Annotated in this window: 7 protein-coding genes and 2 pseudogenes; 5 read left to right on the top strand and 4 right to left on the bottom strand. The window is 35.4% G+C overall.

The genetic code is table 11. From position 1 onward, the window contains the following. Window positions 1–56 precede the first annotated feature (56 nt). A complete protein-coding gene (locus ONG75_RS03835) occupies window positions 57–8,576 on the top strand; it encodes a DNA-directed RNA polymerase subunit beta/beta' (RefSeq protein ID WP_264375819.1) in 8,520 nt (2,839 codons plus the stop codon). 94 nt (window positions 8,577–8,670) lie between these two features. Continuing rightward, a pseudogene (locus ONG75_RS03830) lies at window positions 8,671–9,216 on the top strand (DUF6444 domain-containing protein); the annotation flags it as partial. 22 nt (window positions 9,217–9,238) lie between these two features. Here the strand turns inward: ONG75_RS03830 and tnpC (ONG75_RS03825) are convergent. Beyond that, entirely contained in the window at window positions 9,239–10,621 is a 1,383-nt protein-coding gene (tnpC, locus tag ONG75_RS03825) for an IS66 family transposase (protein WP_264375454.1), read from the bottom strand. A 77-nt stretch (window positions 10,622–10,698) separates the two neighbouring features. Here tnpC (ONG75_RS03825) and tnpC (ONG75_RS03820) point away from each other — a divergent pair. Then, window positions 10,699–11,490 (top strand): annotated as a pseudogene (gene tnpC, locus ONG75_RS03820) (IS66 family transposase); the annotation flags it as partial. A gap of 45 nt (window positions 11,491–11,535) precedes the next feature. On the opposite strand, the gene ONG75_RS03815 reads toward tnpC (ONG75_RS03820), so the two are convergent. Together ONG75_RS03815 and ONG75_RS03810 are read right to left on the bottom strand one after the other, a co-directional pair. Beyond that, window positions 11,536–12,810: a M16 family metallopeptidase gene (locus tag ONG75_RS03815; protein WP_264375732.1), complete on the bottom strand. Its 1,275-nt coding sequence runs from the start codon at window positions 12,808–12,810 to the stop codon at window positions 11,536–11,538. 1 nt (window position 12,811) lies between these two features. Beyond that, on the bottom strand, window positions 12,812–13,420 hold the full coding sequence (locus tag ONG75_RS03810) for a superoxide dismutase (RefSeq protein WP_264375731.1): 609 nt from the start codon (window positions 13,418–13,420) through the stop codon (window positions 12,812–12,814). 134 nt (window positions 13,421–13,554) lie between these two features. On the opposite strand from ONG75_RS03810, the gene ONG75_RS03805 reads away from it, so the two are divergent. Both ONG75_RS03805 and tnpC (ONG75_RS03800) read left to right on the top strand, forming a co-directional pair. Further along, window positions 13,555–14,088, top strand: coding sequence for a hypothetical protein (locus tag ONG75_RS03805; protein ID WP_264375730.1), 534 nt, complete (start codon window positions 13,555–13,557; stop codon window positions 14,086–14,088). Between the two features lie 163 nt (window positions 14,089–14,251). Then, on the top strand, window positions 14,252–15,634 hold the full coding sequence (tnpC, locus tag ONG75_RS03800) for an IS66 family transposase (RefSeq protein WP_264375454.1): 1,383 nt from the start codon (window positions 14,252–14,254) through the stop codon (window positions 15,632–15,634). A 428-nt stretch (window positions 15,635–16,062) separates the two neighbouring features. On the opposite strand, the gene ONG75_RS03795 is transcribed toward tnpC (ONG75_RS03800), so the two are convergent. Beyond that, window positions 16,063–16,209: a hypothetical protein gene (locus ONG75_RS03795; protein WP_164819305.1), complete on the bottom strand. Its 147-nt coding sequence runs from the start codon at window positions 16,207–16,209 to the stop codon at window positions 16,063–16,065. Between the last annotated feature and the right edge of the window lie 7 nt (window positions 16,210–16,216).

The raw sequence follows: 16,216 nt of genomic DNA, 5'->3' as shown, positions 1-16,216 counted from the left end.
TGTTAGTATATTAATTTTATGTTGATATAGCTCTTTTAATTAGTGAAGGTATTTTAATGGTTGATTCTTCTTATATGTGTGCTTCTAGTGCTTTTGTTCCTAGAGTTTCTTATTCCAGGTCGATTGATTTAAAAGATTCTTTGTTGGATTTGGTTAAAGTCCAAAAGGGGTCATATAATTCCTTTACTCCTAATAATGAGAGTAATGAAAGACTTGAAGCTATCTTTCATACAATTTTTCCAATATCTGATCCTTTGCATAGGGCTACTATCGAATTTTTGAATTGTAGGGTAGATGATCTTAAGTATAGTGAGTCTGAATGTATAAAACGTGGTATAACTTTTTCTGCTCAGGTTATTGCTTCTATACGTCTTGTTATTATGCAGGATGGTGTTTCTCTTGAAAAATATCAAGAGATTAAAGAAGATGATGATCATTCTAAGCTTGCAACTGTTATAAAATCTGCTGAAGAGCAGGAGGTTCGCTTTTGTGAACTGCCTATGATGACTGATAAAGGTACTTTCATCATCAATGGCGTAGAGAAAGTTATCGTTTCACAAATGCATAGATCTCCTGGAGTGTTTTTTGATAGTGATAAGGGAAAAACTTACAATTCTGGCAAATTGATCTATTCTGCTAGAGTGATTCCTTATAGGGGTTCTTGGCTTGATATTGAGTTTGATGTTAAAGATCATTTGTATTTTCGTATTGATAAAAAGAGAAAGTTGCCAATATCAGTTTTATTAAAGGCTTTGGGCTTATCAAATAATGACATACTTAATAAATTTTATGAAAAAATAGAGTATATAAAACATAAAAGTGGCTGGAGAGTACCTTTTTCCCCTGATAAATTCAAGGGAGTGAGGCTTCCTTTTGATTTAAAGAATGTTGAAGGCAATGTGTTACTTAAAGCTAATGTTCGTATTACTTCAAAATTAGCTAAAAATCTATATGATAACGGATTGAAAGAGTATCTAATTCCTTATGATTCTATATGTGGTTTATTTCTTGCAGAAGATTTAATAGATAGTGCTAGTTCTACAAAAGTCTTATCTGCTGGTGAATCTATAAAATTAGAGGATATAAAAAAGCTTGAATTATTATCTATAGATAAAATATCAGTGTTGAACATAGATAATGTTTCTGTTGGACCTTACATATTAAACACACTTTTCTTAGATGAAAACATGTCTTATGAGAACGCTCTATATGAAATATATAAGGTTTTGCGTCCTGGTGAAGTTCCTGTTTTAAAGATAGTAGAGGAGTTTTTTCGTAATCTTTTCTTCAGTTCGGAATATTATGATTTGTCTAATATTGGTAGATTAAAACTTAACTCTTGCCTTGGGTTAAATTATGAGGAAAATTTAACTACTTTAACACATGAAGACATTATTGAAATTATAAGAAAAATAGTATTGTTACGTGATGGTCAAGGATCTGTAGATGATATTGATCATTTAGCAAATAGAAGAGTCCGTTCAGTTGGAGAGTTTATAGAAAATCAATTTAGAACTGGATTATTAAAATTGGGACGGGCAGTAGTTGATTCTATGTCTACTTCTAGTTTAGATAAAGTCTCTCCATCTGATTTTATAAATCCAAAAGTGTTAACCAATGTCTTAAGAGATTTTTTCAACTCTTCCCAATTATCTCAATTTATGGATCAGACTAATCCATTATCTGAAATAACACATAAAAGAAGGTTGTCAGCGTTAGGTCCTGGTGGTTTAACAAGAGAGAGGGCGGGATTTGAAGTGCGTGATGTTCATCCAACTCATTACGGAAGAATTTGCCCTATTGAAACTCCTGAGGGGCAGAATATAGGCTTAATTAATAGCTTAGCTATATACGCTCGTATTAATAAATATGGGTTCATTGAAAGTCCTTATAGGAAAGTAGTTAATAAGGTTGTTACTGATCAAATTGAGTATCTGTCTGCTATAGATGAAGGTTTATATTATATAGCCGATACCAGCGCAAAGCTTGATGAGAACAACTGCTTTGTTGATGATATGTTATACTGTAGGTATGCTGGTACCTTTGTAATGGTAAATAGTAATCAAGTAAGTTACATTGATTTATCTCCTAAGCAGGTAATATCGGTTGCTGCTTCTTTAATTCCATTTTTAGAAAATGATGATGCTAATAGAGCGTTAATGGGTTCAAATATGCAGCGTCAAGCTGTACCTTTATTGAAGCCTACTGCTCCTTTGGTTGCTACTGGCATGGAGTCTTTCGTAGCTTCTGGCTCTGGTGCTGTAGTTTTAGCAAAACGTGGTGGCATAGTTGACAGCTCAGATAGTAACTCTATAGTTATACGTGCTTTTGACAAAGGAGGAATTAACTACTTGGATGTAGATATTTATCATCTAAGAAAATTTCAGCGTTCTAACCATAATACTTGTATTAACCAGAAACCACTGGTGCATGTAGGTGATTGTGTTAAGGAAGGTGATGTGATAGCTGATGGTCCTGCTATTAATAACGGTGAATTGGCACTTGGCCAAAACTTGCTAGTCGCTTTTATGTCTTGGCAAGGTTATAATTTTGAAGACTCAATCATTATTTCTAGTGAAGTTGTTAAAAAAGATCTATTTACTTCTATTCATATAGAAGAATTTGAATGTGTTGTACATGACACTCCTTTAGGGTCGGAAAAAATAACTCGTGCCATACCCGGTGTTAATGAAGAAAATCTTTATCACTTGGATGATAGTGGTATAGTAAAGGTTGGTACAAGAGTTGGTCCAGGTTATATTTTGGTGGGAAAAGTTACACCTAAGCATTCTCTTTCATTGCCTCCTGAGACAAAATTGTTAATGACAATTTTTGGTGAAAAGTCATTTGATTGTGTGGATTCCTCTTTATATACATCTCCAGATATTGAAGGGATAGTGATTGATGTGCAGGTCTTTACACGCAGAGGGGAAGAAGAAAACGAAAGGGCGTTTCTTATTAAGCAAAAAGAGGTAAATGATTTTGAGAAAGAGCGGGACCATATAATCAATGTTATTAATCAATATTTCTATGATGAATTAAGAAAAATTCTTATTAATTCTGGCTCGCAAGATCGAGAAAGTATTAATTTTATTGAACGTGAGGGATGGTGGGATATAGGATTGAAAAACCAATCTATTTCTAAGCAAGTTGAGAGCTTAAAAAAAGATTTTGATGAAAAAGTATCACATGCGATAGCAAACTTTAAGCGAAAAGTAGAAAAATTGCATGAAGGATATGATCTGCCTCAAGGTGTGTCGATGTCAGTAAAAGTTTTTATTGCTGTAAAACATAGTTTGCAGCCAGGGGATAAAATGGCTGGTAGACATGGAAATAAAGGTGTGATTTCTCGAGTTGTTCCAGTAGAAGATATGCCTTATTTAGAAGATGGTACTCCTATTGATATTATTCTTAACCCTCTTGGCGTTCCTTCGCGAATGAATGTAGGTCAAATATTGGAAACGCATGTAGGTTGGGCTTGTAAAAAATTAGGAGAAAAAGTAGGCAATATTCTTGATGAGATCAATAAAATCAAACGTGCTTTTTGTGAGGCAATTAGATCTCTCAGTGATGATGATTTTGAAAAATTTGCAGCATTATATCTTGATAATAAAAAATTTGAGGATATTAATGATGATGAAATAACGGCTTCTATTTTAGATACGCCTAATAAGGATGAATTAAATAATGAATTGACTACATTAGTAGAGAATTATTTCAACTCTTGTAAAGATGCACACAGTAGTTTACGTCACTTCCTGATTGAGGTTTATAGTTGTGGCAGTAATTTATCTATTTGTAATAACATTCGCGATATTAATGATAATCACCTCATTGAATTTGCGTATAAGTTGCGTGATGGCATTCCTGTTACTGCACCTGTATTTGAAGGTCCAAAAGATGAACAAATAGTAAAGCTATTTGAACTTGCTGGATTGGATAACTCTGGGCAAGTTGTATTATATGATGGTTGCTCGGGTGAGAAGTTTGATCGCAAAGTTACAGTTGGTTACATGTACATGCTTAAGTTGCATCACTTAGTAGATGGTAAAATTCATGCGCGTTCAGTAGGACCTTATAGTTTGGTTACTCAACAACCTCTTGGAGGAAAGTCTCATTTTGGTGGTCAGCGTTTTGGTGAAATGGAATGTTGGGCACTGCAAGCCTACGGTGCTGCTTACACTTTGCAGGAAATGTTAACTGTGAAGTCTGATGACATTAATGGCAGGGTTAAGATTTATGAATCGGTAATAAAAGGTGACAGTAACTTTGAATGTGGAATTCCTGAATCCTTTAATGTCATGATAAAAGAGTTGCGTTCCTTGTGTTTTAATGTGGATTTGAAGCAAAATGACATAGTAATTGAAGATATATCTCACACTAATATCGCACAATCTTTTAATGAAGTTAGCATTTCCATTGCTAGCCCTGAAAGTATTAAACGTATGTCTTATGGAGAGATAACAGATGTTTCAACTGCAAACTACCGTACATTCAAAGTTGAGAAAGGTGGATTATTTTGTCCTAAAATTTTTGGTCCTGTCAATGATGATGAATGTTTATGTGGAAAGTACAAAAAAAGAAGACATAGGGGCCGTATATGCGAAAAATGTGGAGTAGAAGTTACATCTTCTAAAGTAAGAAGAGAAAGAATGGGTCATATAGAGCTTGCATCTCCTGTTGCTCATATATGGTTTTTGAAGTCACTTCCTTCAAGAATTGGAGCATTATTAGATATGTCTCTTAGAGATATCGAAAGTATTTTATATAGTGATAATTATGTTGTAATAGATCCTCTTGTTTCCTCTTTTGAAAAAGGTGAAATTATTAGTGAGAAAGCTTATAATGAAGCTAAAGATAGCTATGGGGTCGATAGCTTTATAGCTATGCAAGGTGTTGAAGCTATAAGAGAATTGCTAATACGCCTTGATTTACATGAAATTAGGAAGAATTTAAGACAGGAGTTAGAGTCTGTTGCTTCTGAAATGAGAAGAAAGAAAATTATAAAGAGATTACGTATTGTTGAAAATTTTATCAAGTCTGGAAACAGACCTGAGTGGATGATACTTACAGCTATACCTATTTTACCACCTGACTTGCGTCCCTTGGTATCGCTTGAAAGTGGTCGACCTGCAGTTTCTGATTTAAATCATCATTATAGAACTATTATTAATAGAAATAATAGATTGAGAAAATTGTTAAGTTTGAATCCTCCTGAGATTATGATTCGTAATGAGAAAAGAATGTTACAAGAGGCAGTTGATTCTCTTTTTGATAATAGTCGTCGTAATGCTCTGGTAAATAAAGCTGGCGCTACTGGATATAAAAAGTCTATTAGCGATATGCTGAAAGGAAAGCAAGGTCGTTTCCGTCAGAATCTTTTAGGAAAAAGGGTAGATTATTCTGGACGTTCTGTAATAGTTGTTGGTCCAACTTTAAAACTAAATCAGTGTGGATTACCGAAAAGAATGGCCCTTGAGTTATTCAAGCCTTTTGTTTACTCAAGGCTTAAAATATATGGAATGGCTCCAACTATTAAATTTGCTAGTAAGTTAATAAGAGCAGAAAAGCCAGAAGTCTGGGATATGCTTGAAGAAGTAATAAAAGAGCATCCTGTTTTGCTAAATAGAGCGCCTACGCTACATAGGCTTGGTATTCAGGCTTTTGAGCCAGTCCTTATTGAAGGTAAAGCAATACAGCTTCATCCACTTGTTTGTACAGCATTTAACGCTGACTTTGATGGTGATCAAATGGCGGTACATGTGCCAATTTCATTGGAAGCTCAACTTGAAGCTAGAGTGTTGATGATGTCAATTAATAACGTTTTAAGTCCTTCTAATGGAAGACCGATTATAGTTCCTAGTAAAGATATAGTGCTTGGTATATACTACCTAACTTTACAGCAACTTAAGGAGGATGATTTACCACTTTTCTGTTCTTTTTGTGAAGTTGAGCATTCCTTAAACAACGGTACTCTACATATTCATTCTCATATAAAGTACAAAATGGAATACATCAATAGCGATGGAAACATTCAGTATAAAACTATTTGTACAACTCCTGGACGTTTAATATTATGGCAGATTTTTCCTAAACATGAGAATCTAAGCTTCGATTTAATAAATCAGGTATTAACAGTTAAGGAAATAACTAGTATTGTTGATTTAGTATATCGTAGCTGCGGTCAAAGTGCTACAGTGGTATTTTCTGATAAATTGATGACACTTGGCTTTGAGTATGCTACATTTTCTGGTACTTCTTTTAGTCGTTGCGATATGGTCATACCTGAAACTAAAGCTACACACGTTGATTATACAAGGGGTGAAATTAAGAAATTTTCTGCACAGTATCAAGACGGACTAATCACTAAAAGTGAGAGGTATAATAAAGTTATAGATGAGTGGTCTAAGTGCACAGATATAATAGCGAATGATATGTTAAAAGCGATATCTGTGTATGATGAAAATAGTAAGTACAATTCAATATATATGATGGTTAGCTCAGGTGCAAGAGGTTCTACTTCCCAGATGAAGCAGTTAGCAGGAATGCGAGGGTTAATGACCAAACCTTCTGGTGAAATTATAGAAACACCTATAATTTCTAATTTTCGCGAAGGATTAAATGTATTTGAATACTTTAATTCTACTCACGGTGCGCGTAAAGGTTTAGCTGATACTGCACTTAAAACTGCAAACTCTGGATACTTAACTCGTCGCTTGGTTGATGTATCTCAAAATTGCATAGTTACAAAACATGACTGTAAAACGAAAAATGGCCTTATTGTAAGAGCTATAGTTGAAGGTAGTACTATAGTTGCATCTCTAGAGAGTGTTGTACTGGGTAGAACAGCTGCAAATGATATATATAACCCAGTAACCAAAGAGTTATTATTAAAAGCAGGGGAATTAATTGATGAAGGTAAAGTAAAGCAAATCAACATTGCAGGTCTTGATGCTATAAAAATTAGATCGCCTTTAACTTGTGAAATAAGTCCTGGTGTGTGTTCTTTGTGTTATGGAAGAGACCTTGCAACTGGTAAAATTGTTTCAATAGGTGAAGCAGTTGGTGTTATCGCTGCTCAATCTGTTGGAGAGCCAGGTACTCAGTTAACGATGCGTACTTTCCATATAGGTGGGGTAATGACTAGAGGTATTGAATCCTCAAATATTATAGCTTCTATTAATGCTAGAATAAAACTAAACAATAGTAATATAATTATAGATAAAAACGGAAATAAAATTGTGATAAGCCGTTCCTGTGAAGTCGTTTTAATTGATAGCCTTGGTAGTGAAAAATTGAAGCACAGTGTGCCTTATGGTGCTAAACTTTATGTAAATGAGGGTGAGTTAGTAAAAATTGGTGATAAAGTTGCGGAATGGGATCCGTATACACTACCTATTATTACGGAAAAGAGTGGTACAATATCTTACCAAGATTTAAAAGATGGAATTTCAATCACTGAAGTGATGGATGAATCTACAGGAATATCAAATAGAGTAGTAAAAGATTGGAAATTGCACTCTGGTGTAGCTAATTTACGTCCTCGTATTGCACTGCTTGATGATAATGAAAAAGTAATAACACTTTCAAGTGGTGTGGAAGCATGTTACTTTATACCAGTTGGTGCAGTGCTTAATGTACAGGATGGCCAAAAGGTTCATGCAGGTGATGTTATCACAAGAACGCCGAGAGAGTCAGTTAGAACTCGTGATATTACTGGTGGCTTGCCTAAGGTTATAGAATTATTTGAAGCACGTCGTCCTAAAGAGCATGCTATCGTTAGTGAAATAGATGGCTATGTAACGTTCTCTGAAAAAGACCGTAGAGGAAAACGCAGTGTAGTAATTAAACCTGTAGATGAGCAAGCTTCTCAAGTTGAGTATTTAGTATCAAGAAGTAAGCATGTAATAGTCAATGAAGGTGATTTTGTGCGTAAAGGTGATTTATTGATGGATGGCGATCCTGATCTTCATGATATTCTACGTGTGCTTGGGTTAGAAGCGTTAGCACACTATATGATTTCTGAAATACAGCAAGTTTATAGATTGCAAGGTGTGCGCATAGATAACAAGCATTTAGAAGTGATCTTAAAGCAAATGCTACAAAAAGTAGAAATTACCGATCCTGGTGATACTATGTACTTAATTGGAGAAAATATCGACAGGCTGGAAATTGATAGAGAAAATGATGCTATGAATAACTCTGGAAAACGACCTGCTCATTATCTTCCTATTCTGCAGGGAATTACTAGAGCAAGCCTTGAAACTAATTCCTTTATTTCTGCTGCCTCTTTCCAAGAAACAACAAAAGTACTTACGGAAGCAGCATTTTGCGGAAAGAGTGATCCTTTGAGTGGGTTAAAAGAAAATGTTATAGTAGGAAGGTTAATTCCTGCTGGTACGGGTCTGATTATGAATAAGGTGAAAGCACTTTCGCTTTGTGAAAATATAGATAAATATGAAAAATATTTTGATATTGAGACTTATGACGAAAAATTGCTGAGTGATAATAGTTATCAATTACATTCTGATGAAGAAGAGAGTGTGGTGGCATCGCACTATGATCAGTCAAATTGAATATATCTAATGAGGTGTATCCGTTCAGCGGAGTGGCAGAATAAGGTAGACAAGGTGATCTAAAAAGATAATCATAGAGCAAAAGTGAGGTAATGTGGTAAACCTTTTAGAGCTTTGCAAAAATTTACAGCAAAAAATAGAAAAGTTAGAAGCAAAAATAGAAAAGCTGGAAAGGGAGAATGAAAGTTTAAAAGCAGAGAACAAGGCTTTAAAGATAGAGAACGCTGAATTAAAGGAAAGGCTTGGTTTAAACTCGAAAAATTCATCTCTACCAAGCTCTAGAGAGTTGTACAAAATAAAAAAGGACAAGCCAAAGAGCGACAGAAACGTTGGTGGTCAGGTTGGTCATAAAGGAAGTTTTCGCGCCAAAATGGATGCAGATGAGGTGATAAAAGTAAAGTTGTCATCTACTTGTGAATGCGGAGGAGGGATTGCAATATGCAATGGACCGTACATTCATCAAAAAGTTGATCTTCCGGAAATTAGGCCTTATGTAGTGGAATATCAGATGGAGCATGGTCGTTGCCGGAGATGCGGAAAAAGAAGAAGCAGTAAGTTACCAGAAGGTGTTACGTCAGATACATTTGGTCCAAGGGTTAAGTCAATAATTGCAGCGTTCAGCGGATTCTACAAAAATTCAAGTATCCGTTCAGGAGAGTGGTTTAAGAAACAATAGATAAGAGGTTTTGGAAAGGATTGAGACCCCTTTGTTTCCATGTTAAGTATAACGAAATTATCCGTTCAAGGAATGCATTTCCCCGCTTTGATTGTGTAAAATACGAATTTTTGCGGTAAACGACATAATGCCGTATCTGCTGTTCAGCATGGTTGTTTGTCAGCGGAATGTTTTTTGGGTCATCTAAAAAATTCCACATCATTCTTTCAGATTTCAAAATATTTTTCGCAACTCGAGAGGCTCCAATTGCTTCAGGTAAGTAGGATATTTCCTTCAAGTAATACCTTGTACGTTTTCGCAACTTTCTGGCACGTCTGGCAAATCTAAAAACATCTATCTCATTTTTTAGCAAAGCCTTTTTTAGTGCAAATAATTCAGTAGCTACATTTCTTAAGTAACAGCCAAGAACTTTGACTTCAATATTCCAACTATGCGCTAATCTTTCAAAATCCCTTGCTAAGTGTGCCCAGCAGATTTGCCTTTTTTCATCAGCAAAGTAATTGTATACTGCGTACCTGTCGGTTACCACTAAGCTATTATGATTGCAGCATGCGTTATTTTTTAAAACTTTCATTCCTCTTGACTCTGTCAACTTCACAAAACTTGCCGTATTGCTTGCAAACATCCAACACCAAGCGAGTTTACCTTTGTTATAATGGCTCGTTTCATCAATATGTAGAACTTTACTCCTACTTATCTCTTGTTCGATCTGCTCATACATTTTTTTGCATTTTGAAGCAACTCTATGTTCACTATTTGATATGCTAACGACGCTTATGTTCAAATTGAAGATATCATTTACGACACTCGCTATTTCGCGTTTTGAATTTTTGTAGAATCCGCTGAACGCTGCAATTATTGACTTAACCCTTGGACCAAATGTATCTGACGTAACACCTTCTGGTAACTTACTGCTTCTTCTTTTTCCGCATCTCCGGCAACGACCATGCTCCATCTGATATTCCACTACATAAGGCCTAATTTCCGGAAGATCAACTTTTTGATGAATGTACGGTCCATTGCATATTGCAATCCCTCCTCCGCATTCACAAGTAGATGACAACTTTACTTTTATCACCTCATCTGCATCCATTTTGGCGCGAAAACTTCCTTTATGACCAACCTGACCACCAACGTTTCTGTCGCTCTTTGGCTTGTCCTTTTTTATTTTGTACAACTCTCTAGAGCTTGGTAGAGATGAATTTTTCGAGTTTAAACCAAGCCTTTCCTTTAATTCAGCGTTCTCTATCTTTAAAGCCTTGTTCTCTGCTTTTAAACTTTCATTCTCCCTTTCCAGCTTTTCTATTTTTGCTTCTAACTTTTCTATTTTTTGCTGTAAATTTTTGCAAAGCTCTAAAAGGTTTACCACATTACCTCACTTTTGCTCTATGATTATCTTTTTAGATCACCTTGTCTACCTTATTCTGCCACTCCGCTGAACGGATACTAAGCGTCGTTAGCATATCAAATAGTGAACATAGAGTTGCTTCAAAATGCAAAAAAATGTATGAGCAGATCGAACAAGAGATAAGTAGGAGTAAAGTTCTACATATTGATGAAACGAGCCATTATAACAAAGGTAAACTCGCTTGGTGTTGGATGTTTGCAAGCAATACGGCAAGTTTTGTGAAGTTGACAGAGTCAAGAGGAATGAAAGTTTTAAAAAATAACGCATGCTGCAATCATAATAGCTTAGTGGTAACCGACAGGTACGCAGTATACAATTACTTTGCTGATGAAAAAAGGCAAATCTGCTGGGCACACTTAGCAAGGGATTTTGAAAGATTAGCGCATAGTTGGAATATTGAAGTCAAAGTTCTTGGCTGTTACTTAAGAAATGTAGCTACTGAATTATTTGCACTAAAAAAGGCTTTGCTAAAAAATGAGATAGATGTTTTTAGATTTGCCAGACGTGCCAGAAAGTTGCGAAAACGTACAAGGTATTACTTGAAGGAAATATCCTACTTACCTGAAGCAATTGGAGCCTCTCGAGTTGCGAAAAATATTTTGAAATCTGAAAGAATGATGTGGAATTTTTTAGATGACCCAAAAAACATTCCGCTGACAAACAACCATGCTGAACAGCAGATACGGCATTATGTCGTTTACCGCAAAAATTCGTATTTTACACAATCAAAGCGGGGAAATGCATTCCTTGAACGGATAATTTCGTTATACTTAACATGGAAACAAAGGGGTCTCAATCCTTTCCAAAACCTCTTATCTATTGTTTCTTAAACCACTCTCCTGAACGGATACTTTTAGTGAGCATAAGCAACATAATTAAAGTACACTAAGCATAGAAACCACTTTATCGTAACTTGGCAATGAATTAATTTCTCCAATCGCAGCTAAAGTAATTCTTTCATGCTGAGATAGCAATTCTTCTGCTGCTTTTTTTATATCGTAAATAGTAACAGCACTAATTTTTTCTATTAATTCGTTTTTACTGATGTATTTATTATAGTTACCGTAGTAGTGTCCTAACGTTTCAGCACGCGAGCTAACACTTTCGCGTGACATTAAAATTTGAGATTTTACTCGTTCTTTTACTCTATTTACTTCTTCTTCCTTTAAATCATCTGTAGACAATTTCTTCAACTCTGTCGTTATAGCTTTCAAAAGCTTATCTAGATTACTGCTATCTGTACCAGCAAAAATCGAAAGCATTCCTGTATCAGCATAGCTAGAGTTGAATGAGTAAATGGAATAAGCAAGCCCCTGCTTTTCTCTTACTTCCTGAAACAGGCGTGATGACATGCCACTTCCCAGTATGGCATCAAGAACTTTGAATGTGTGATATCTATTATCATCACGAGAAACACTAGGTAGACCAATTAATAAATGTACTTGATCTAATTTACGATGTTCTAAATACTCACCACCGGTATAACTTGCATTCTCGCTTTTTTTCAGCTCTTTTGAATGAATCTTTGAGAGAAAGTCTTTGATTAATTGAACAACCTCCTCATGTTCAACATTTCCTGCAACAGCAAATATAATGTTCTCGCCAAAGTAATGCTCATTTATGTAGTTATCTAGATTAGCTCGAGTAAAAGATTTGACAGTATCTTGCGTACCCAAGATTGACCTACCAAATGGTTGATCTTTATAAGCTGCTTCAAAATACTTATCAAAAATGATATCACTCGGTGAATCATTAGTTTGAAAAATCTCTTGTATTACAACACCCTTTTCGCGTTCCAATTCATCCTCTGGAAATGTAGAATTCATTAATATATCTATTAATATATCAATACCAGTCTTTATATCTTTTTTAAGAACCTTTGCGTAATAACTTGTACTTTCTCTACCGGTGCAAGCATTGAAAGCTCCACCTATGTCGTCAAAAGCTTTTGCAATTTCAAAAGCAGTTCTTGTCTTTGTTCCTTTGAAAGCCATGTGCTCTAGGAAATGAGATATTCCATTTTGGCTTGCACTTTCAGCTCTACTGCCAACACCAACTCGTATATTTAAAGCTACGGAATCAACTTCATGCACTCGCTCAGTTATTATGCACAGACCATTATCTAGTTTTGTTACTTGTGGTATATTCATCTTATATATTCTTCTTTAAATTCTCTTCTACAAAATCCCAATTGATCAAATGATCAAGAAAAACTTTTATGTAGTCAATTCTGCGATTTTGGCAATCCAAATAGTATGCATGCTCCCATACATCCATAGTAAGTAGTGGCACCTGGCCATAAATTAGCGGTAGATCCGCATTTGGAGTTTTAGTGATTTTGAGTTTTCCTTTTTCAAGCACTAACCACACCCATCCACTGCCAAATTGGCTTACTCCATAATTTGAAAATTCTTCACAAAATTTGTCAAAGCCACCAATATCATCTTGAATTTTTTTTGCTAGAAGACCATCATCTTTAGGCTCACCACCACCATTTTTTTTCATTGAATTCCAATAAAAAGTGTGATTCCAAACTTGTGCTGCATTGTTAAAAATAGGAACTGTATTATTATTTCCATGAACTTTCGTTACTAATTCCTCAATTTCCATATGTTGATAATCTGTGTTTTCAACCAGTTCGTTGAGTTTATTTAAATATCCCTTATGGTGCTTATCATAATGAAAATTCAATGTATTTGCAGATATGTAAGGTTCTAAAGCTGCTTTATCATATGGCAGCTCAGGTAAAGTAAAACTCATGCTGACCTCTTTATTTTCGATGGTATGGTAATATGTGCTTTTGCGCAACAGATAATTTAGTGATGTTTGTTGCAGTTATTCTAAAATAATCTATACTGATAAGGTAACTATTTTTTTATTTTTAGAGGGTTAATATGCCAAGTTCATATAGTAATTTTAAGAAATATGTTAAATTCGGAGATGTTCCTACCAAAAGTGTTGGATGTAACAAAATTCCACAAAATAGTTTCTATAAATCCGTTTACCTTATCAACAGTGTTGTTGGGCCAGTGAAAAATGTAGCTCTTGGTAGTTACAAAAAAAATCCTTCTATGATTGGGATTATTACTTTTGCGTTAGCTAGTGTAATTCTGCAACCTTTATATCTAGCATTGGCGTATTTGTCATACTGGCCGGCAAAAGGATTAGCGAAAGTAGTAGATAGTTTTGATCTTAAGCGTAACACAAAATCGTTAATAGATTATTCATTCATGTTGTCATGTAAGGCATGGGACCATAGTAGTGCATTATCTAAATTTGTTAACACAGTTTTGAGTTATGTTGTTAGTGCTGTTATTTGGGCTGCTGCGCTCGTTGTTACGCCACTCGTTTGGACTATTGATAAAGTAGCAAGTAAGTTTAGTGATGCAAACGCTGAAGGTGTTGGTAGTCCTTCTTTGTCAAAATAGATAGCCTACCAAGTACATGTGAAACCATTGTATCTGTGTGGCAAAATAAAGTAGACGAGATAAAGACACCTATAGAAACAAGAGGGTATCCGTTCAGCGGAGTGGCAGAATAAGGTAGACAAGGTGATCTAAAAAGATAATCATAGAGCAAAAGTGAGGTAATGTGGTAAACCTTTTAGAGCTTTGCAAAAATTTACAGCAAAAAATAGAAAAGTTAGAAGCAAAAATAGAAAAGCTGGAAAGGGAGAATGAAAGTTTAAAAGCAGAGAACAAGGCTTTAAAGATAGAGAACGCTGAATTAAAGGAAAGGCTTGGTTTAAACTCGAAAAATTCATCTCTACCAAGCTCTAGAGAGTTGTACAAAATAAAAAAGGACAAGCCAAAGAGCGACAGAAACGTTGGTGGTCAGGTTGGTCATAAAGGAAGTTTTCGCGCCAAAATGGATGCAGATGAGGTGATAAAAGTAAAGTTGTCATCTACTTGTGAATGCGGAGGAGGGATTGCAATATGCAATGGACCGTACATTCATCAAAAAGTTGATCTTCCGGAAATTAGGCCTTATGTAGTGGAATATCAGATGGAGCATGGTCGTTGCCGGAGATGCGGAAAAAGAAGAAGCAGTAAGTTACCAGAAGGTGTTACGTCAGATACATTTGGTCCAAGGGTTAAGTCAATAATTGCAGCGTTCAGCGGATTCTACAAAAATTCAAAACGCGAAATAGCGAGTGTCGTAAATGATATCTTCAATTTGAACATAAGCGTCGTTAGCATATCAAATAGTGAACATAGAGTTGCTTCAAAATGCAAAAAAATGTATGAGCAGATCGAACAAGAGATAAGTAGGAGTAAAGTTCTACATATTGATGAAACGAGCCATTATAACAAAGGTAAACTCGCTTGGTGTTGGATGTTTGCAAGCAATACGGCAAGTTTTGTGAAGTTGACAGAGTCAAGAGGAATGAAAGTTTTAAAAAATAACGCATGCTGCAATCATAATAGCTTAGTGGTAACCGACAGGTACGCAGTATACAATTACTTTGCTGATGAAAAAAGGCAAATCTGCTGGGCACACTTAGCAAGGGATTTTGAAAGATTAGCGCATAGTTGGAATATTGAAGTCAAAGTTCTTGGCTGTTACTTAAGAAATGTAGCTACTGAATTATTTGCACTAAAAAAGGCTTTGCTAAAAAATGAGATAGATGTTTTTAGATTTGCCAGACGTGCCAGAAAGTTGCGAAAACGTACAAGGTATTACTTGAAGGAAATATCCTACTTACCTGAAGCAATTGGAGCCTCTCGAGTTGCGAAAAATATTTTGAAATCTGAAAGAATGATGTGGAATTTTTTAGATGACCCAAAAAACATTCCGCTGACAAACAACCATGCTGAACAGCAGATACGGCATTATGTCGTTTACCGCAAAAATTCGTATTTTACACAATCAAAGCGGGGAAATGCATTCCTTGAACGGATAATTTCGTTATACTTAACATGGAAACAAAGGGGTCTCAATCCTTTCCAAAACCTCTTATCTATTGTTTCTTAAACCACTCTCCTGAACGGATACACAAGAGGATGTCATGCAAGTAGCTGACACTGGCATCCCGATACAATGTTGAACACTTTTTTTTGCCTTTCGAGAGTAAGTTCTTTCAATCGAAACACTATATGTACGTTATCATCGTCAATTTCAATGCGTTGAACTAACTTTCTTATTATATCAAGTTTAGTTTCATAGTCTGCTTGATTAAGCTCTCTCAGAGGAAAAACTTTCTACACTGTTTGTGATAAAATCTAATTCTCTCTGTAGCCTCTTTTCATCGATAGCTTCTTCCCTTTGATCTCTGATTCCTTTAACTCCTTTTCCATGCTCTCAACTTCTAAGTCATACTTTTCCTTCGTTATATGACCCCTTGCATATACATAAGCTAATTTTTCTATACCTTGTTCTATTTTACTTGCACGCTTTTCAAGTTAATCCTTTGCTTGCGTACTTTCATGTTTTACGAGTCTGAGCTGATATTCCTTAGTCATTGCCTCTGGTTCTTTGAGTACCATCTTCATTTCTTTCCATACTGCTTCTTCTAGTATATCAACTCGTATTGATTTGCTGTTACACACCCTATTC

This window comes from Wolbachia endosymbiont (group B) of Sphaerophoria taeniata (genome assembly GCF_947179355.1).
Classification (GTDB): domain Bacteria; phylum Pseudomonadota; class Alphaproteobacteria; order Rickettsiales; family Anaplasmataceae; genus Wolbachia.
This window is presented reverse-complemented; position numbering and strand designations above follow the sequence as displayed.

Bases quoted from the DNA above. Each gene is read 5' to 3' on its own strand.
- ONG75_RS03835 (WP_264375819.1), top strand. From the start codon at position 57: ATGGTTGATTCTTCTTATATGTGTGCTTCTAGTGCTTTTGTTCCTAGA.
- ONG75_RS03815 (WP_264375732.1), bottom strand. From the start codon at position 12,810: ATGAATATACCACAAGTAACAAAACTAGATAATGGTCTGTGCATAATA.
- ONG75_RS03810 (WP_264375731.1), bottom strand. From the start codon at position 13,420: ATGAGTTTTACTTTACCTGAGCTGCCATATGATAAAGCAGCTTTAGAA.
- ONG75_RS03805 (WP_264375730.1), top strand. From the start codon at position 13,555: ATGCCAAGTTCATATAGTAATTTTAAGAAATATGTTAAATTCGGAGAT.